Here is a 17543-nt window from a genome sequence, read left to right on the forward strand (position 1 = left end):
GGAATACGCCGGAGACCTGCCTTCTGCCAGCGGCAGAACACCGGCCCACCGGGCTCGACGATCACTACAGTCCAGGCTCATGACGACGGTTACGACGCGCACGATCGAATACGCGGCCGACGGTCTGACGATGATCGGGCACCTCGCGCTCCCGGCCGGTGTCGACCGCCGGCCGGCGGTCCTGGTGGGGCCCGAGGGGGTGGGGCTCAGCGACGTCGAGCGCCGCCGGGCCGATGCGCTCGCCGAGCGGGGATACGTGGCGCTGGCCTTCGACCTCCACGGCGGGCGCTATCTGGGCGACCCCGAGGAGATGCTGGCCCGTTGCATGCCGCTGCTCGCCGACCCCGACCGGATGCGAGGCATCGGCCACGCGGCGCTCGACGTGCTCCGCGCCGAGCCGCGGACCGACCCGGACCGGATCGCCGCCGTCGGCTACGGCACCGGGGGCGCGATCGCGCTGGAACTCGGGCGCAGCGGCGTCGACCTGCGCGCGATCGCGACAGTCAACGGACTGATCACGGGCCGGCCGGGCGAGACGGCGCGCATTCGCTGCCCGGTGTGGGCCGGGGTCGGGTCGGAGGACCCGATCATGCCGCCCGCGCAACGGGACGCATTCACCGCCGAGATGCAGGCCGCGGGCGTCGACTGGCGCCTCGTGGTCTACGGCGGTGCCTTGCACGCCTTCCACCACCCACCGGTCGGCCACGTCGTGCTTCCCGGGGTCGGATATCACCCTCAGCACGCGCAGCGAGCCTGGCGGGACGTCGTCGACCTGCTCGCCGAGTGCCTGGCCGTAACGGAGTGAGGTCGATGCCCTCGATCCCACCGGTCCAGCCTTCGGCCTCGGCCTGCATCCCGCGTCGCAGGAGGTCGGCTTCGAGCTCGGAGAGCCGGGCGAGCAGCTTGGGATCGACGTGGAGCATCGGGCAGCGGATGCGGCGTGTCCGTTCTGGAAAGGGGTGCCGTAGGGCATCGCCGGACCACGCCGGCCATGCTCGCGCACGCCTTCCTCGTGGTCGCGGCCGCGATCGAACGGATCGCCGCGACCGACCTACCCGGTCACGGCGCCGGCTTTCCCCATCGCCGATCTTGAGCGACGTGGATGTGAAGGAGCGCGGATGGGCGTGATGGGGGTCTGGGTGGTCGGCGTAGCGGCGGACCATCCCATTGAGAAAGCGCGTCGACTATTCCCCGACGCGGCAGGCGCCCACGGCACGTGGCCGGCGTCGTCCGCCGACATGATCCAGTGGTGCGAGCCTCTCGAGCCCGCGGAACTGCTCGACGGGACACCCGAGCGGCCGTCGCGCATCGACGAGATCGTGCGCTTCGCCGACGCGGTCCACAGAGTCCGGAACGACGAGACCGAGGTGGACGAGTTCCAGGACTACCTGCTCCAAGCGGTCCCGCAGCAGGAGGGCGAAGGCATGTTCTGTGCCGCCGTACCCAGGGGTGACGGCGCGGCGGCGCTCATGTGGGGGCTCGGCCGCGACACGACACTCCGATTCCCGGGCTGCTGCGGGCAGTTCCTGTTCGATGCCGCCCAGGTACGGGTCGCGCTCCCCGCGGCCGAGCAGGCACTCGCCCTTCACCCTCCGCGTCGGGCCGAGGCGGCCATTCGGATCCGGCAGTGGCTGGACGAGATGGCGGACGACCCGAACTGCGGCATCGACGAGCTGATCGACGGCCCGCTTCGGGTGCTGCGTTACGCGGCGCGCACAGGAGTGGGCGCAGTCGGGCTCACTCTTTGGTACTGACAGGAGCTCCTGGAGGCAGTTGGTACCAGCGAGCAAGATCACGTCGCCGTCGCCGTCGCCGTCGAGGTCGAGGTCGAGGTCGGTGAGGGCGGCGGGCGGGTTCGGACAGCCGGCCCGCGGGTTCCCCTGCCGGGGTAGTGAGGTGCAAGCTGGAAGGGAGACCGCCCGGCCGTCCTGGGAGCAGGCTCGGCACCGCGGCTCGCCACTCCGAGTGGGCTCTCTCAGGCCCGGCAGGAGGGAAGCGAGATGACAGCGCAAGTCAGCACCGGTACGCGTTGGCGCCTGGCCGGTGACTGGTTCGACGTGTGCAAGTGCGCCATACCGTGCCCCTGCACGTTTGCACAGCCCCCGACCTACGGTGACTGCGAAGGCGTGCTGGTCTGGCACATCCGGGAAGGCAGCTTCGGCGACGTGCGGCTCGACGATCTCAACGTCCTGATGCTCGGATCCTTCACCGGCAACCCGTGGGCCGGCACCCACACCGACCCGTACGCCGCGGTCTTCCTGGACGAACGGGCCGACGAGCGGCAGCGCGCGGCACTCGGGGCCATCTTCGGCGGTGAGGCGGGTGGATGGCCCGCGCAGTTCGGGGCGATGTTCCACCCCGAGATGCGCGGCATGGACTTCGCCCCCGTCCACGTCGAGATCGACGAGGATCTCGCCACCTGGCGGGCCGAGGTTCCCGGCAAGGTCACGGCCACCGCCGAGGCGCTCACCGGGCCGACGACGCCGGATGGCGCACGCGTCCAGGTCCACAACGCCCCGGGCGCCGAGGTCGGGCCCGGCCAGGTCGCCACCTGGGGACGGGCCACAACCGACCGCGCCGACGCATTCGGCTTCTCCTGGGAACGCACGGGGAAGTCGAGCAAGCACTTCCCGTTCGACTGGAGCGGTCCCGACTAGACACGTCACATGCCGCCCATTGTCGGCATCGACCCCTGAAGTCCGGGCAGCAGCCGGTCCTGGAACGGCGCGAGCGCGGCCAGCACGAGAAACGCCACACCCACCACCCGGGCGAGCAGCGGGCCACGGGACCACAGCTTCTCGACGAAGATCACCACGGCCAGTCCGGCCATGGCCGCCACGTTCATCACACCGAGCGGAACGAGGACCACCATCAGTCCCGCGCAGCAGCCGACACAGTAGGCGCCGTGGTGGACGCCCACGCGCAGGTCGCGGACCGGCTGCCGGAACCCGGTGTAGCGCACCAGGTGGCTCATGGGGTCGCGACAGTGCCGTAGGCAGACGTGCTTGAGAGGGCCGAGCTGATGGAGGCCGGCCAGCAGGAAGGCCGCAGCGCCGATCCAGCGTCCGGCGGTCGGATGGTCCTCGACCAGGTCGCCGGTGAGGGCCAGGGCCGCGTAGGCGAGCACCCCGAACGCGGTCCACACCAGCAGGTACCCGCCCACGAACTCGACCGTACGCACGGTCCGCGTCCAGCCGGAGGACTGCCGGCCGATCCCGCGCACCCAGGTGATGGCCACCGGCGCCATGGACGGCAGCATCATCGCCGCCATCATCGTCACCCACAGCAGCAGGAACAGCGGCAACGCCATCCCCATCGTGCCGGGCTCGATCCCCATCTCCCGGGCCTGCCCGACGGTGAGCACCCAGGCGGGCGCCGCGATCAGGACGACCAGGAACCAGGCGGCCGCGAGGTCCCGCTTCGGCAGCAGGCCGCCGCCCGCTCCGGTCGGCGCGGGGGACCGGGCGGATACGAACGCGGAAGTCCGGCTGTGGCGCATCGGCATGTACTCCTGCGGCTGGTTCCAGGACAGCACCATTCCCGGGGTAGTGCGACCTCACATGTCCCTGACCGAGCACACCGGCCGAGCGAGCACGGTCCGACCACCGCTGTGCCCTGTGGATGACCGGGTCAGAGGTCATCTGCCGAGCCGTTGCCGGACCGAGCGAACCGCGCGCCAGACGTACGGTCCTGCTCCGTCACCACCGAAAGCCGGACAGAGCCGCGACGGACCCACCCCCCTCCCCCGTAGAGCAGACGACAGGAAGCTCACAGGGAGGGGAGCAGGACGTGGCAGGGGTCAGGGGCAGGCGGGTCAGAGGGGCGGCGGCCGCCGTCGTGGCGATGGCGGCGCTCACCGCGTCGCAGGCGCCGGGGGCCGTCCCGGCGCGGGCGGCCGCGCCGGCGCGCGGTCAGGTGCCCGTCGCGGACGGACCGAGCGTGTCCGGTGACGCGCCGTACCGGACCGAGCTCCCGCCGCTGCGGGCCGGGAAGCGCGCGGGCGGCCGGGCGGCGGCGGAGGAGGAGGTGGGCGGCGCGCTGCCCGCGAGCGTGTTCGCCGCCTACCGGCGGGCCGAGGAGCGGCTCGCGCGCGAGGCGCCCGGCTGCCGGCTGCGCTGGCAGCTGCTGGCGGCGATCGGGCAGGTGGAGTCCGGGCAGGCACGCGGTGGCAGGGTGACGCCGGACGGTACGACGGTGGCGCCGATCGTCGGGCCGCGGCTGGACGGCGTGGCCTTCGCCCTGATCCGGGACAGCGACGGCGGCGCCCACGACGGGGACACCGCCTACGACCGCGCGGTCGGGCCGATGCAGTTCATCCCGTCGACCTGGGCACGCTGGGGCGCGGACGGCAACGGCGACGGGCGTACGGATCCGCACAACGTCTTCGACGCGGCCCTCGCCGCCGGACGGTACCTGTGTGCCGGTGGCCGGGACCTGTCCGTTCCCGACCAGCTCGACCGCGCGATCCTCGGCTACAACCACTCGGCGGCCTATCTGCGCACCGTCAGGGCCTGGTACGCGTATTACCTGGAAGGGCACCGGGTGGTGCCGGACGGCTCCGCCGGGTCCTCCGCCGGGTCCGCCTCCGCGCGCCCCGAGCCGTCGCCGTCCGCCGCGCGGCGGAAGGCGGCCTCGCCGGCGCCGTCCGCCCGGCCGAGTGCCCCGCCGTCCCGCGGTCCGGCGCCCTCCGCCTCCCCGGCCCCGAGCAGGACCCGCCCGGCCGCCGGCCCCGGGAAGCCGGACGAGCCACGACTGCCCGCCCCCGAACCGGACTTGGAGCTTCCCGGCGACGACCTGCTGCCCGGCGGCACCACACTCACCAGTAACAGCGCGGACTCGATGCCCGCCGCCCCCTCCACAACCGCCGATACTGGGCGGTAATGTCGCCCCCCGCCGGACAGCACGAGGCCGGTGGGCGAGCGCGAAGGGGCTCTCATGGCGACGGACATGCCTGCGGACATGCCCGCAGAGACACCTGCGGGGGTGACCGCGGCCGACGAGCGGTGGCGGCGCATGTGGAGCCACCGCGAGCACCTGCTCAAGGTGGCCCGACGCAGGTCGATGAGCGCGGAGGACGCCGAGGACGCGGTGCACGAGGCGATGCTGCGCGCCGCCGAACGCCCCGACCTGGACGAGGAGCGGCTCGCGGCCTGGCTGACGACGGTGACGATGCGCCTGTGCGTCGACCGCTACCGCCAGGTGAACCGCGAGGCCGAGGTGCGTGTCAGCCCGACGCTCATCGCCCCCGGCCCGGTGCCCGTCGAGGAGGCCGTGTGCGACCGGGCCGAGGCCAGGTGGCTCGCGGTGCGCAGTGGTGAGCTGCCCGCGCGGCAGGCCGAGGCGCTGCGGCTGAAGTCGCAGGACCTGGACGTCGGCCAGGTCGCCGTCCGGATGGGGCTGAGCTACCGGACCGTCGAGTCCCTGCTGGCCCGCGCCCGGCGCACGCTGCGGCAGTCGCTGGCCGCCACCCTCGGGTTCGCGCTGTTCCTGATCGGGTGGGGACGGCCGCGCGGAGTCGGCAGGGCCCAGGGCGTGGCGGTCGCCTCGACGGCGGCGTCCCTGGCGGTGGCCGGGTTCGTGCTGCCGTACGCCCTGGACGGCGGCGGGGACGGTGGCGGTGCGGTGCCCAGGCCGGTGGTCGCCTCGCCGGACGCGGAGTCGATGCGGCCGGACGGCGGTGGCGGGCGTCGTACACCCGCGGAGCACGAGCCGACGGCGGGGGCGGCGGCTGAGCGCGGAGGGGCCGGGGCCTCCGCCGGCGAATCGTTCCTCCCGCTGTCCGTGCCGTCGCTGCCGGAGATCCCGGAGGTATCCGAGATATCGGTGGTACCGGTGGTACCAGTGGTCCCGGACGTTCCGGTGTCGCCGCTGCCCTCGTTGCCCTCGGTGTCCGTGCCGGACGCCCCGCGGGTGCCCGGCGTTCCGGAGCCCGGCGTCCCCGGCCTGCCGGGGGAACCCTCCGCCGTGCCGACCGGCACAGCGGTCCCCGCGGTCTCCGCGGTCCCGGAAGCCCCGGAGGCTCCCGCCGCACCGTCCACCCCGCTCCCCACGGCCACGCCGAGCCCACCCGCGTAGCGCCCGGCCACCCTCCCGGCCCCCTCCGGGAGGCACTCGGCCACCCGCCGGGGACGCGCCCGGCCACCCGCCGGGGATGGGACCGGCCTTCTCCGGGAGCGCGGCCACCCGCCGGGGAAGCGACCGGCCACCCGCCCGGCCCTCTCCCGGCCCCCTCCGGCCCTCTCCCGGCCCCCTCCGGAACGCCCCCGGCCACCCGCCCGGCCCTCTCCCGGCCCCCTTCGGGACGCGCCCGGCCACCCTCCCGGCCCCCTCCGGGACGCGCCCGCCCCCTCCGGGACCCTCCCGGCCCCCTCCGGAACGCCCCCGGCCACCCGCCGGGAACCCTCCCGGCCCCCGCCGGAAACCCTCCTGCCCACCGCCCCGGAAACCCGCCCGAAAAAAATCCGCCCCCGAGCGACGGACCCCCCGCCCCTCCCCGTAGAGCAGATGTCAGAGCTGCTGGAGCTGCTCCGCGGGCCGGGCTGAAGGGTGGAACCGGATGGGTGTCGAGATCTGCGTGGAAGGGCTGACCAAGTCCTTCGGCCACCAGGTCATCTGGCAGGACGTGTCGCTGACGCTGCCCGCCGGGGAGGTCTCGGTCATGCTCGGCCCCTCCGGCACGGGCAAATCGGTGTTCCTCAAGACGCTCGTCGGCCTGCTCAAGCCGGAGCGCGGCTCCATCACGATCCAGGGCCGGGACATCACCAGGCTCCGCGAGCGCGACCTGTACGAGGTGCGCAAGCTGTTCGGTGTGCTGTTCCAGGACGGCGCGCTGTTCGGCTCGATGAACCTGTACGACAACATCGCCTTCCCGCTGCGCGAGCACACCCGCAAGTCCGAGAGCGACATCCGGCGCATCGTGCTGGAGAAGATGGACATGGTCGGGCTGATCGGCGCGGAGGGGAAGCTGCCCGGCGAGATATCCGGCGGGATGCGCAAGCGCGCCGGGCTGGCCCGGGCCCTCGTCCTGGACCCGGAGATCATCCTCTTCGACGAACCCGACTCGGGCCTCGACCCGGTCCGCGTGGCCTACCTCAACCAGCTCATCGTCGACCTCAACGCCCAGATCGACGCGACCTTCCTGATCGTCACGCACGACATCGCCTCGGCCCGCCAGGTGCCCGACAACATCGGGCTGCTGTTCCGCCGCGAGCTGGTGATGTTCGGGCCGCGCGAGGAGCTGCTGGCCAGCGACGAGCCCGTCGTACGGCAGTTCCTGAACGGCCGGATGCAGGGCCCGATCGGCATGGCGGAGGAGAAGGACGCGGCGCAGGTCGAGCAGGAGCTCGCGCAGATCGACGACAGCGCGGGCGGTCACGAGCCGCCGGCTCCACGGCTGCTGCCGGGGCCGGGCATCACCCGGCCGCCCCGCTGGCAGGAGATCGCACGGCGCGAGGCCCGGCTCCACCACAAGGAGGTGGCCGGCGCATGAGCCTGTCACCGGTGGGAGCGCTGCGGCACTCGGGCAGCCTCTTCGCGATGGCGCTGGACGTCGTCCGGACGATTCCCCGACGGCCCTTCCAGGCAAGGGAGTTCATCCAGCAGACGTGGTTCGTCGCGAGCGTCACCATCCTGCCGACGGCCCTGGTCTCCATCCCGTTCGGGGCGGTCATCGCGCTCCAGATCGGCAGCCTCACCCGGCAGTTGGGCGCACAGTCCTTCGCCGGGGCCGCCTCCGTGCTCGCCGTGCTGCGCGAGGCCTCACCGATCGTCACCGCGCTGCTGATCGCGGGCGCCGGCGGCACGGCGATCTGCGCCGACCTCGGGGCGCGGAAGATCCGCGACGAGATCGACGCGATGCAGGTGCTGGGCATCGACCCCATCCACCGGCTGGTCGTGCCCCGCGTCCTGGCGTCGATGCTGGTGGCGGTGCTGCTCAACGGCCTGGTGTCGGTGGTCGGCGTGGCGGGCGGCTACTTCTTCAACGTCGTCCTGCAGAACGGCACCCCGGGTGCCTACCTGGCCTCCTTCACCACCCTCGCCCAGCTCTCCGACCTGTGGGCGGCCGAGGTGAAGGCCCTGGTGTTCGGCGCGATCGCCGGGATCGTCGCCTCCTACAAGGGGCTGACCGCGAAGGGCGGACCCAAGGGGGTGGGCGACGCGGTGAACCAGTCGGTGGTGATCACCTTCATGTTGCTGTTCGTGACCAACTTCGTGATGACCGCGGTGTACTTCCAGGTCGTCCCCCAGAGGGGTTAGCCGATGAGACTCGTCGACCGCCCGTTGCGGTCCCTGGAGGCGCTGGGCACCCAACTCTCCTTCTACGGCCGCTCGCTGGCGTGGACGGGGCGTACCCTGCGCCGCTACAAGAAGGAGATCCTGCGGCTGCTGGCCGAGGTGAGCTTCGGCCGGGGCGCGCTCGCCGTCGTGGGCGGCACGGTCGGCGTGATCGCCTTCCTGTCGTTCTTCACCGGCACCGAAGTGGGCCTGCAGGGCTACGCCGCGCTCAACCAGCTCGGCACCTCCAACTTCGTGGCGTTCCTCTCGGCGTACTTCAACACCCGCGAGATCGCCCCGCTGGTGGCCGGGCTCGCGCTGTCGGCGACCGTCGGCGCCGGGTTCACCGCCCAGCTCGGCGCGATGCGGATCAGCGAGGAGACCGACGCGCTGGAGGTCATGGGCGTGCCCTCGCTGCCGTTCCTCGTGACGACCCGGATGATCGCCGGGTTCGTGGCCGTCGTCCCGCTGTACGTGATCGGCCTGCTCTCCTCGTACCTGGCCGCCCGCACCATCACCACCGGCTACTACGGGCAGTCCACCGGCACCTACGACCACTACTTCCAGCAGTACCTGCCACCCGTGGACGTGCTGTGGTCCTTCGGGAAGGTGCTCGTCTTCGCCGTCCTGATCATCCTGGTGCACTGCTTCTACGGCTACTACGCGAGCGGCGGCCCGGCGGGCGTCGGCGTCGCCGTGGGCCGGGCGGTGCGGACCTCGATCGTGGCGATCAACGTCCTGGACTTCTTCCTGTCGCTGGCGATCTGGGGCGCCAGCACGACCGTACGGATAGCGGGGTGAGCCGTCGTATGAGGGTACTGAGACTGCGGTTGTACGGCGTCGTGTTCCTCGCCGTGCTCGCGTTGCTGCTGTCGCTGTCCGTCGCCGTCTACCGGCAGGTGTTCACGCCGGTCGTGCGGATCACGCTGGAGGCCGACAGCCTCGGCAACCAGCTCGATCCGCGCGCCGACGTCAAGCTGCGCGGGCTGCTCGTCGGCGAGGTGCGCGAGGTGCGGGCCGACGGGACGAAGGCGACGCTCGGCATCGCGCTGAAGCCCGAGCACGTCGCCCACATCCCGTCCGACGTGCACGCGCGCCTGCTGCCCAAGACGCTGTTCGGCGAGAAGTACGTCGACCTGGTCCCGCCCGCCGGCTCGTCCGGCCGACCCATCCGCGCCGGTGACGTCATCACCCAGGACCGCACCCGCGTCGGCATCGAGATCCAGCAGCTGATGAACGACCTGCTGCCCCTGCTGCGGGCCGTGCAGCCCGGCAAGCTCAACGCCACGCTCTCCGCGTTCGCCACCGCCCTGGAGGGACGCGGCGACCGGATCGGCGACAACCTCACGCGAGCGGAGGCCTACCTGCGCCGCCTCAATCCGCACCTGCCGTCCCTGCAGGAGGACATCGCCCGCTTCGCCGACGTCGCCGAGGTCTACGGCGACGCGGCGCCCGACCTGATGGAGATCCTGCGCAACACCGTCACCACCAGCCGCACGCTCGTCGAGGAGAAGGACCGGCTGGCTGCGGCGCTCGCGACCACGGCGACCGTCGCGGGCACCGCCGACGACTTCCTCGACGCCAACGGCGACCGGCTGATCACCCTCGGCCGGGTCTCCCGCCCCACGCTCGAGCTGTTCGCCCGCTACTCGCCTCAATACCCCTGTCTGCTGGCCGGCCTGGTCCGGCAGGAGAAGGCGTCCGAGGAGGCGTTCCGGGGCGGGAAGATGCACATCACGCTGGAGGTCGTACGGCCCCAGGGAGCGTACGAACCGGGTGAGGAACCGCGCTACGGCGAGCGGTCCGGCCCCAACTGCCGCGGCCTGCCGCATCCTCCGGTGCCGGCGCCCGGCGCCCACCTCGACGACGGCTCCAGGAAGGTGGGTCCGTCCCCGGGCGGTCCGCCCGGGGCCTCCGCCACCCGGGCCGAGCAGCGGGCCGTCGGCTCGCTCGTGGCGCCGGTGCTGGGGGTGCCCGCGGACGAGGTGCCGCCGGTCGCGACGCTGCTGTTCGGGCCGATGGCGCGCGGGACGGCGGTGAGCGTCGCATGAGCACCGCAGGAGCCCGGCAGACCGCCGCCCCCCTGATCAAGTTCGGTCTCTTCGCGCTGGTGACGGTGGTGGCGACGGCCCTGCTCGCCGCCACCATCGTGAACATCTCCTTCACCCCCGAGCACGAGTACCGCGCGGTCTTCAGCGACGTCACCGGCCTGGAGGAGGGCGACGACATCCGGGTCGCCGGTGTGCGGGTCGGCGAGGTCGCGGACATCCGCATCAAGGACCGGACGCTCGCCGAGGTCACCTTCACGGTCAGCCGCGACCGGCCGCTGCTCACCAGCACGGGCGCCGTCATCCGCTACCGCAACCTGGTCGGGCAGCGCTACGTCGCGCTCACCGAGGGCGCCGGCGACGGCACCCGGCTGCGCCCCGGCGGCACGATCCCGCTCGCCCGCACCCAGCCAGCCCTCGACCTGAACGCGCTGCTCAACGGCTTCAAGCCGCTGTTCGCCGCGCTCAGCCCGAAGGACGTCAACCAGCTCGCCACCGAGATCATCAAGACCCTCCAGGGCGAGGGCGGCACCGTCAACAGCCTGCTGACGCACACGGCGTCGCTCACCACGACGCTGGCCGGCCGCGACAAGCTGATCGGCTCGGTGATCGACAACCTCAACACCGTGCTGAAGACCCTCGACAAGCGCGGCGCCCGCTTCTCCGGACTGCTCAAGCAGCTGCGCCGGGTCATCTCGGGCCTGTCCGCCGACCGCAAGCCGATCGGGGAGTCACTGGTGAACATCGGCGATCTGACGGAGGCCACCTCCGGCCTGCTGAAGGACGCGCGCCCGCCGCTGAAGGACGACATCGCGGAGCTGACCGACCTCACCGGGACGCTGAACGACAACGAGAAGACCGTGGAGGGCGTGCTGAAGAGGCTGCCGAACAAGCTCAACGAGCTGACGGGCACGGCGTCCTACGGCTCGTGGTTCAACTTCTACCTGTGCGACTTCGACGGCCGGATCGTGCTGCCGAAGACCAAGCAGGTGCTCACGCCCGAGATGCACGTGGCGAGGGCGAGGTGTGGGGCATGAGCCGCAAGCGCCGCCCGGAGCCGCTGGTCAGGGTGCGGGTGGAACCGCCGAAGCTGCCTCGCGTGCGACTGCCGAAGGTACGGCTGCTGCCGCGCCGCACGCCGCGTCCGCAGCCGCTGGTCAAGGTCCGTGTCGACCCGCCGAAGCTGCCGAGGATACGGCTGCGCCGCCCGCGTCTGGGGCCCTTCCGCGAGCGGAACCCCATCGTCATCGGTGCTGCCGGACTCACCGTCCTCGCGCTGCTGACCGCGGCCGCGTTCAACGCCGACAGCCTGCCCGTGATCGGCGACGGCGAGACGTACAGCGCCGCCTTCGCGGAGGCGGGCGGTCTCAAGCCGGGGGACGAGGTGCGGATCGCCGGGGTCAAGGTCGGCAAGGTGGAGGAGGTCGGCCTGGACGGCGACCACGTCAAGGTCACCTTCAAGATCAAGGGCGAGCCGGAACTCGGCACCTCGACCGGCGCGTCGATCCGGGTCAAGACGATCCTCGGCGCGAAGTACCTCGCCCTGCACCCCGAGGGACGCGGCCGGCTCCGGCCCGGCAGCGAGATCCCGCTCAAGCGCACCGTCCCCGCCTACGACGTCGTGCAGGCGTTCAGCGATCTCACCACCACGACGGAGCAGGTCGACACCGACCGCGTGGCGAAGGCCCTGGACACCATCTCCACGACCTTCGAGGACTCGCCCCCCGAAGTACGGCAGTCCATCAAGGGCCTGTCGAAGATCTCCCGGACGGTGGCCTCGCGCGACAAGGCCCTCAAGGAGCTCCTCGACCACGCGAACGGCGTCACGGGCGTACTCGCCGACCGGTCGGACGACTTCACCGCCCTGGCCGAGGACGGCGACAAGCTGTTCAAGGAGATCAGCAAGCGGCGGGCGGCGATCCACAAGCTGCTGAAGACCTCCGCCGCGCTCGGCATCCAGCTCTCCGGCCTGGTCCAGGACAACGAGAAGGAGATCGGGCCCGCGCTCAAGGGCCTCAACACCGTGGTCAAGATGCTCGAACGCAACCAAGCCGGCCTGGAGCGGAGCATCAAGCTCCTGGCCCCCTACGTACGGGTCTTCACCAACACCCTCGGCAACGGCCGCTGGTTCGACTCCTACGTCCAGAACCTGGTCGCCGCCCCGGTCGTGCCGCGGACGCGGAAGGGAGGCGCGCGGTGAGCAGTCGCTGGAGGAAGCGCGCGGCCCTGCTGACCGCCTTGGCCCTGGTCGCCGCGCTCACCTACGTCCTGTGGCCGCGGACCGAGCCCGCCCGCGTCACGGCGTACTTCCCCCGCACCGTCGGCATCTACCCCGGCTCGGACGTGCGCGTGCTGGGCGTGCGGATCGGCGAGGTCAAGAAGATCACGCCGGAGGGCGGCCGGGTGCGGGTGGAAATGGAGTACGACGGGAACCGCAAGATCCCGGCGGACGCCCAGGCCGCCATCATCAACTCCTCGGTGGTCAGCGACCGTTACGTGCAGCTGCTGCCGGTGTACCGGAGCGGTCCCGTGCTGCGGGACGGGGACGAGATCCCCGAGTCGCGCACGGCCGTACCGGTCGAACTGGACCGCGTGTTCGACAGCCTGCACACCACGGCCGAGGCCCTCGGCCCCGACGGCGCCGGCAAGGACGGCTCCCTGGCACGGCTGCTCGGCGTCAGCGCCGACAACCTCGACGGCCAGGGCGAGAACATCCACCGGATGGTCGGGGACCTCTCGGAGGCGGTCACGACCCTCTCCGACGGCCGCACGGACCTGTTCGGCACGGTCCGCAACCTCCAGGTGTTCACGGCGGCGCTGGCGGCCGACGACAAGAGCGTGCGGTCGTTCAACACCAGCCTCGCCAAGGTCGCCGAGCAACTCGCGGGCGAGCGCAAGGACCTGGCGGCCGCGCTGAAACACCTCGGCACGGCCCTCGGCGACGTGTCCGCCTTCGTGAAGAAGAACAAGAAGTCCCTGACGTCGAACGTGGAGGGCCTGAGCAAGGTGACCAAGGTGCTTGTCACCCAACGGGCGGCGCTGGAGGAGCTGCTGGAGGTCGCGCCGACGGGCATGTCGAACCTGAACAACGCCTACAACCCCTCCGCCGGCACCCTCGACACCCGCAACAACCCCGACCACCCGCAGGATCCCGCCTCCCTGCTGTGCTCGATCCTGAAGACGACCGGGGAGAAGGCCGACTGCAAGGACCTGAGGGACCTCTTCGACTCCCTGCCCGAAGTGCCCGAAGTGCCCGAGGGCGCCGCGGCCACCGGCACGGTCGACCGCACCCTCGGCGGAATCCTGGGGGCACGCGCATGAGACCACGGCGCAAGGGCGGTGCCGTCGCGTGGGCGGCCGTCGGGACACTGCTGCTGTCCGGCTGCGAGTTCAACGGCTGGTACGACGTCCCGCTCCCCGGCGGAGCCGCGGACGACGGCCGCGCCTACCACGTCACCGTCGAGTTCCGCGACGTCCTCGACCTGGTCCCGCAGTCGGCGGTCAAGGTCGGCAACGTCACCGTGGGCGCGGTGGAGAAGGTGGAGCTGGACGGCTGGCACGCGAGGGTCCGCCTGCGGGTCGCCGACTCGGTGAAGCTGCCCGCCAACGCCGTCGCCGGGCTGCGGCAGACCAGCATGCTCGGCGAGAAGTACGTGGCGCTGTCCGGGCCGCCGGAAGGCACGCCCGTCGGCCGGCTCCGCGACGGGGACGTGATCCCTCTGTCCCGCAGCGGCCGCAACCCGGAGGTCGAGGAGGTGCTGTCCGCGCTGTCCGCCCTGCTCAACGGCGGCGGCGTGGCCCAGCTCAAGACGATCACCACGGAACTGAACAAGGCCCTGGAAGGCCGGGAGAACCGGGTCAAGTCCCTCCTCAAGGAGCTCGACACCTTCATCGGCGGCCTCGACGACCAGCGCCGCGACATCGTCCGCGCGCTGAAGGCCGTGGACCGGCTGGCCAAGCGGCTGGGCAAGGAGAAGACGACGATCGCCGAGGCCGTCGACACCATGCCGCCCGCACTGAAGGTCCTGGCCGACCAGCGCCGCGACCTGACGAAGATGCTCACCGCCCTGTCCGAGCTGGGCAGGACCGGCACCAAGGTGGTCAACGCCTCGCACGACGACACGGTCGCCAACCTCAAGAGGCTGCGGCCGATCCTGCGACAGCTCGACAAGGCGGGCAGCGACCTGCCCAACTCCCTGGAACTGCTGACGACGTACCCGTTCCCGCGCAACGTGGTGGACGCCATCAAGGGCGACTACGTCAACCTGCACATCACGGCGGACCTCGACCTGCCCGGGATCTACGGCAACCTGACGGACGAACCGGACGGCGGGAAGGGCGGGGACACCCAGGTACCGGAGCTTCCCGAGGCCCCGGACCTGCCGGACGTACCGGATCTCCCGGACGCACCGGATCTCCCGGACGTGCCGACGCCCACCGCGCTGCCGAGCGGCCCGGGCCTGCCGTCGCGCCCGTCGCCCCCCTCGGGCGGCGACGACCCGCTGTGCCCGCCGGTCTGCACCGCGCGCCACGGCTCCGGCCACCACCGCACCGCGGGCGGATGGCCCCGGGGAATCAACCTCGCACTCGCGGAGCTGCTGCTGAAGGGGGTCCAGCCGTGATCACCCGTACGGTCAAGGCGCAACTGGCCGCCTTCGCCGCCCTCACCGCCGTGGGCGTGTCGTACGTCGGCGCCGAGTACACGGGCCTGGTGGACGAGGTCCTGGACCGCGGCTACACCGTGCGGGCCGACTTCGCGGACTCCGGGGGCGTCTTCCCCGGCGCCGAGGTCACCTATCGCGGGGTGCCGGTGGGCAAGGTCGGCGCACTGCGCCTGACCGGCCCGGACGGCGTCTCGGTCACGCTCGACATCGACGACGGGGCACCGCGCATCCCGGCGGACACGCTGGCGGTGGTGGCGAACCGTTCGGCGGTGGGCGAGCAGTACGTCGACCTCCAGCCCCGCACCTCCCGCGGCCCGTACCTGCTCGACGGCAGCACGATCCCGCGCGCGAGCACACGGGTGCCCCTGCCGACCACGGACATGGTCCTCAGCCTCGACCGCCTGGTGAACTCCGTCGGCAAGGACGACCTGCGGGTCACGGTCGACGAGCTGGGCAAGGCCTTCGCCGGCACCGGCCCGCACCTGAGCCGCCTGGTGGACTCGGGCAACACCCTGACCGAGTCGGCGTCCGAGGCGCTGCCGGAGACGATCGCCCTCATCGAGGACTCACGCACGGTCCTGAAGACGCAGGCCGACCAGGGCTCGTCGATCAAGTCGTTCGCGCGTGATCTGGCGGCGCTCTCGGCGCAGTTGAAGGCCAGCGACGGGGACCTGCGCAAGCTGATCGGCAACGCCAGGCCGGCGGCGCAGGAGCTGAACTCGCTGCTGAAGTCGGCCGGGCCGCAGCTGTCGGTCCTGCTGGCCAACCTGATCAGCGGCGGCCAGGTCACGCTGGCCCGTCTGCCCGGCGTCGAGCAGGCCCTGGTCACCTTCCCGCTGATGGTCGCGGGCAGCTACACGGTCGTCCCGGGCGACGGCACCACCCACTTCGGCCTGGTCCTGAACGCCGACGACCCGCCGGCCTGCACCCAGGGGTACGGCACGGCACGCCGCGACCCCGCGGACACCCGCACACGCGAGGCCAACACCGGCGCCCGCTGCACGCTCCCGCGCGGCAGCCAGTCGTCGGTACGGGGCGCGCAGAACGCCCCGGGCGCCTCGACCACCGACGGCGGCGCGAACCAGGCGACGCACGTCACCCCGTACGACCCGGAGACCGGCACCACCACCGGCCCGGACGGAAAGACCGTCGAGATCGGCTCGACGGGCGGCCAGCAGGCCGTGTTCGGAAAGGAGTCGTGGCAATGGCTGCTCGTTGGCCCCGTGGCATGAGGCCGGTGCGCCCCTCGGTGATGACGGCGGGACTCGTCGCGGCGACCGTCGTCACCACGGCGCTGGCCCTGTGGATGGCCCTCGCCCTGTACGAACAGCGCGAGACCGACCAGCGACGCCAGGGCATCCTGGCCGCCGCCCGCCAGTCGGCACTGAACTTCACCTCCCTCGACTACCGGCACTACGACCGCGACAGCGCGAACGTACTGGCGGGCGCGACCGGCGAGTTCAAGAAGCAGTTCAGCGCGCAGACGGACCAGCTGACGAAGCTGGTGGCCCAGAACAAGTCCGTGTCGCAGGGCCAGGTCCTGGAGGCGGGCATCGTCCGCTCCGACGAGGACTCGGCCCGCGTGCTGGTGGTCGCCGACAGCAAGGTGACCAACACCGCCGCGCCCGAGGGCGAGCCACGCACGTACCGGCTCCAGCTCGACCTCGTGCACCGGGACGGCCGCTGGCTCACGTCCGACGTCGAGTTCGTCGGCTGACCCAGGCTGATCCGCCGACCGGCAAGCACCGACGAGGAGTACGAGGAGTACCACCATGCCGAAGACGACCACCGGCCGCGCCCCCGCTCCCGGCACCCGCCGCACCATGACGGCCGCCGCCCGTGCCGCGGCGAAGCGCGCGGAGCGCGGCCACCGTGCGGCGGGCGCGGCACCGGCCGGCGACGAGGAGCGCCCGCGCCGGGCCGAGCCGCCGCGCGCCGGGCGCACCGTCCTCGTCGAGGCCCCGAAGGACGGCTGGGACGACCCGCCGGAGCCGTCACCGGAGTCGTTCGGGGAGGACGGGCCCGAGGAGCGGAGCGAGCCCGCCCCCGGCGGCCGTCGGAGGCGGCTCACCGCGCTCCTGGCCGTCCTGCTCGTCGCCGCCGTGGTCGCGCTCGCCGCCCTGGGATGGCAGTACCGCGACGGCCGCCTGACGGAGACCGCCCGGACCGAGGCGCTCGCGGCCGCGCGCAAGGCGGCCCCGATCGTCCTGTCGTACGACTACCGCCACCTGGACAAGGACTTCTCCAGGGCCCGCGCCCACCTGACCGGCGACTTCCGCGACGAGTACGGCAAGACCACGAAGGCCGTGGTCGCCCCCACGGCCGAGAAGTACCGCGGCGTGGTGAGGGCCACGGTCGCCGCCCCCGGCTCCGGCGGCACCTCGGCCGCCTCGGTCGTCTCGGCCTCCCCCGACAAGGTCGTGGTCCTGCTCTTCGTCAACCAGGTCACCGAGAGCACCCAGGTCACGGGGGCTCGCGTGGACCAGAACCGGGTGCGGATGACGATGGACCGCACGGGGGGCGGGTGGAAGGTGAGCGCGGTGGACGCGCTGTGAAA

General features: G+C 72.2%; 17 protein-coding genes. 16 read left to right on the forward strand and 1 reads right to left on the reverse strand.

Going from position 1 to position 17543, the window contains the following annotated elements; translation table 11 throughout:
- Nucleotides 1–79: 79 nt before the first annotated feature.
- The 3 genes from ABZY20_RS00805 to ABZY20_RS00815 all read left to right on the forward strand — a co-directional run bounded on the left by ABZY20_RS00805 (nucleotide 80) and on the right by ABZY20_RS00815 (nucleotide 2657).
- The gene (locus ABZY20_RS00805) at nucleotides 80–805 is read left to right on the forward strand and encodes a dienelactone hydrolase family protein (protein ID WP_356434612.1); all 726 of its coding nucleotides are present in this window, start codon (nucleotides 80–82) and stop codon (nucleotides 803–805) included.
- A 313-nt stretch (nucleotides 806–1118) separates the two neighbouring features.
- A complete protein-coding gene (locus tag ABZY20_RS00810; protein WP_356434615.1) occupies nucleotides 1119–1754 on the forward strand; it encodes a hypothetical protein in 636 nt (211 codons plus the stop codon).
- A gap of 246 nt (nucleotides 1755–2000) precedes the next feature.
- A complete protein-coding gene (locus ABZY20_RS00815; RefSeq protein WP_356434618.1) occupies nucleotides 2001–2657 on the forward strand; it encodes a DUF1326 domain-containing protein in 657 nt (218 codons plus the stop codon).
- 5 nt (nucleotides 2658–2662) lie between these two features.
- On the opposite strand, the gene ABZY20_RS00820 is transcribed toward ABZY20_RS00815, so the two are convergent.
- Nucleotides 2663–3535 carry a DUF2182 domain-containing protein gene (locus ABZY20_RS00820; protein ID WP_356435982.1) on the reverse strand — a complete coding sequence of 291 codons (873 nt, stop codon included), beginning with the start codon at nucleotides 3533–3535 and terminating at the stop codon, nucleotides 2663–2665.
- 254 nt (nucleotides 3536–3789) lie between these two features.
- On the opposite strand from ABZY20_RS00820, the gene ABZY20_RS00825 reads away from it, so the two are divergent.
- From ABZY20_RS00825 to ABZY20_RS00885, 13 genes are all read left to right on the forward strand, one after another.
- Nucleotides 3790–4881 carry a lytic murein transglycosylase gene (locus tag ABZY20_RS00825; protein ID WP_356434621.1) on the forward strand — a complete coding sequence of 364 codons (1092 nt, stop codon included), beginning with the start codon at nucleotides 3790–3792 and terminating at the stop codon, nucleotides 4879–4881.
- Between the two features lie 54 nt (nucleotides 4882–4935).
- Nucleotides 4936–6075, forward strand: a complete 1140-nt coding sequence (locus ABZY20_RS00830; protein ID WP_356434624.1) for a sigma-70 family RNA polymerase sigma factor — start codon at nucleotides 4936–4938, stop codon at nucleotides 6073–6075.
- A 481-nt stretch (nucleotides 6076–6556) separates the two neighbouring features.
- Nucleotides 6557–7489: an ABC transporter ATP-binding protein gene (locus ABZY20_RS00835; RefSeq protein WP_356434627.1), complete on the forward strand. Its 933-nt coding sequence runs from the start codon at nucleotides 6557–6559 to the stop codon at nucleotides 7487–7489.
- On the forward strand, nucleotides 7486–8256 hold the full coding sequence (locus ABZY20_RS00840; RefSeq protein WP_193506237.1) for an ABC transporter permease: 771 nt from the start codon (nucleotides 7486–7488) through the stop codon (nucleotides 8254–8256). Before ABZY20_RS00835 ends, ABZY20_RS00840 begins: the two co-directional genes overlap by 4 nt.
- A gap of 3 nt (nucleotides 8257–8259) precedes the next feature.
- Nucleotides 8260–9075 carry an ABC transporter permease gene (locus ABZY20_RS00845; protein ID WP_356434631.1) on the forward strand — a complete coding sequence of 272 codons (816 nt, stop codon included), beginning with the start codon at nucleotides 8260–8262 and terminating at the stop codon, nucleotides 9073–9075.
- An 8-nt stretch (nucleotides 9076–9083) separates the two neighbouring features.
- Nucleotides 9084–10325, forward strand: coding sequence for an MCE family protein (locus tag ABZY20_RS00850; protein WP_356434632.1), 1242 nt, complete (start codon nucleotides 9084–9086; stop codon nucleotides 10323–10325).
- Nucleotides 10322–11359, forward strand: coding sequence for an MlaD family protein (locus ABZY20_RS00855; RefSeq protein ID WP_356434635.1), 1038 nt, complete (start codon nucleotides 10322–10324; stop codon nucleotides 11357–11359). Before ABZY20_RS00850 ends, ABZY20_RS00855 begins: the two co-directional genes overlap by 4 nt.
- A 176-nt stretch (nucleotides 11360–11535) precedes the next feature.
- The gene (locus ABZY20_RS00860) at nucleotides 11536–12522 is read left to right on the forward strand and encodes an MCE family protein (RefSeq protein WP_356435985.1); all 987 of its coding nucleotides are present in this window, start codon (nucleotides 11536–11538) and stop codon (nucleotides 12520–12522) included.
- Entirely contained in the window at nucleotides 12519–13643 is a 1125-nt protein-coding gene (locus ABZY20_RS00865; protein ID WP_356434637.1) for an MCE family protein, read from the forward strand. Before ABZY20_RS00860 ends, ABZY20_RS00865 begins: the two co-directional genes overlap by 4 nt.
- Nucleotides 13640–14944: an MCE family protein gene (locus tag ABZY20_RS00870; protein WP_356434640.1), complete on the forward strand. Its 1305-nt coding sequence runs from the start codon at nucleotides 13640–13642 to the stop codon at nucleotides 14942–14944. The genes ABZY20_RS00865 and ABZY20_RS00870 overlap by 4 nt, the downstream gene beginning before the upstream one ends.
- Nucleotides 14941–16218 carry an MlaD family protein gene (locus tag ABZY20_RS00875; RefSeq protein WP_356434643.1) on the forward strand — a complete coding sequence of 426 codons (1278 nt, stop codon included), beginning with the start codon at nucleotides 14941–14943 and terminating at the stop codon, nucleotides 16216–16218. Before ABZY20_RS00870 ends, ABZY20_RS00875 begins: the two co-directional genes overlap by 4 nt.
- Nucleotides 16191–16703, forward strand: a complete 513-nt coding sequence (locus ABZY20_RS00880) for a hypothetical protein (RefSeq protein WP_356434646.1) — start codon at nucleotides 16191–16193, stop codon at nucleotides 16701–16703. Before ABZY20_RS00875 ends, ABZY20_RS00880 begins: the two co-directional genes overlap by 28 nt.
- 55 nt (nucleotides 16704–16758) lie before the next feature.
- Nucleotides 16759–17541, forward strand: coding sequence for a hypothetical protein (locus ABZY20_RS00885; RefSeq protein ID WP_356434648.1), 783 nt, complete (start codon nucleotides 16759–16761; stop codon nucleotides 17539–17541).
- The last annotated feature ends 2 nt before the right edge of the window (nucleotides 17542–17543 follow it).

The organism is Streptomyces sp. NPDC006624 (assembly GCF_040611555.1).
Taxonomy (GTDB): Bacteria; Actinomycetota; Actinomycetes; order Streptomycetales; family Streptomycetaceae; genus Streptomyces.

Excerpts from the sequence above, each read along its gene's own strand:
- ABZY20_RS00835 (WP_356434627.1), top strand. The coding sequence starts at position 6,557 with ATGGGTGTCGAGATCTGCGTGGAAGGGCTGACCAAGTCCTTCGGCCAC.
- ABZY20_RS00805 (WP_356434612.1), top strand. The coding sequence starts at position 80 with ATGACGACGGTTACGACGCGCACGATCGAATACGCGGCCGACGGTCTG.
- ABZY20_RS00885 (WP_356434648.1), top strand. The coding sequence starts at position 16,759 with ATGCCGAAGACGACCACCGGCCGCGCCCCCGCTCCCGGCACCCGCCGC.
- ABZY20_RS00840 (WP_193506237.1), top strand. The coding sequence starts at position 7,486 with ATGAGCCTGTCACCGGTGGGAGCGCTGCGGCACTCGGGCAGCCTCTTC.
- ABZY20_RS00810 (WP_356434615.1), top strand. The coding sequence starts at position 1,119 with ATGGGCGTGATGGGGGTCTGGGTGGTCGGCGTAGCGGCGGACCATCCC.
- ABZY20_RS00850 (WP_356434632.1), top strand. The coding sequence starts at position 9,084 with ATGAGGGTACTGAGACTGCGGTTGTACGGCGTCGTGTTCCTCGCCGTG.
- ABZY20_RS00870 (WP_356434640.1), top strand. The coding sequence starts at position 13,640 with ATGAGACCACGGCGCAAGGGCGGTGCCGTCGCGTGGGCGGCCGTCGGG.
- ABZY20_RS00845 (WP_356434631.1), top strand. The coding sequence starts at position 8,260 with ATGAGACTCGTCGACCGCCCGTTGCGGTCCCTGGAGGCGCTGGGCACC.
- ABZY20_RS00855 (WP_356434635.1), top strand. The coding sequence starts at position 10,322 with ATGAGCACCGCAGGAGCCCGGCAGACCGCCGCCCCCCTGATCAAGTTC.
- ABZY20_RS00830 (WP_356434624.1), top strand. The coding sequence starts at position 4,936 with ATGGCGACGGACATGCCTGCGGACATGCCCGCAGAGACACCTGCGGGG.
- ABZY20_RS00815 (WP_356434618.1), top strand. The coding sequence starts at position 2,001 with ATGACAGCGCAAGTCAGCACCGGTACGCGTTGGCGCCTGGCCGGTGAC.
- ABZY20_RS00880 (WP_356434646.1), top strand. The coding sequence starts at position 16,191 with ATGGCTGCTCGTTGGCCCCGTGGCATGAGGCCGGTGCGCCCCTCGGTG.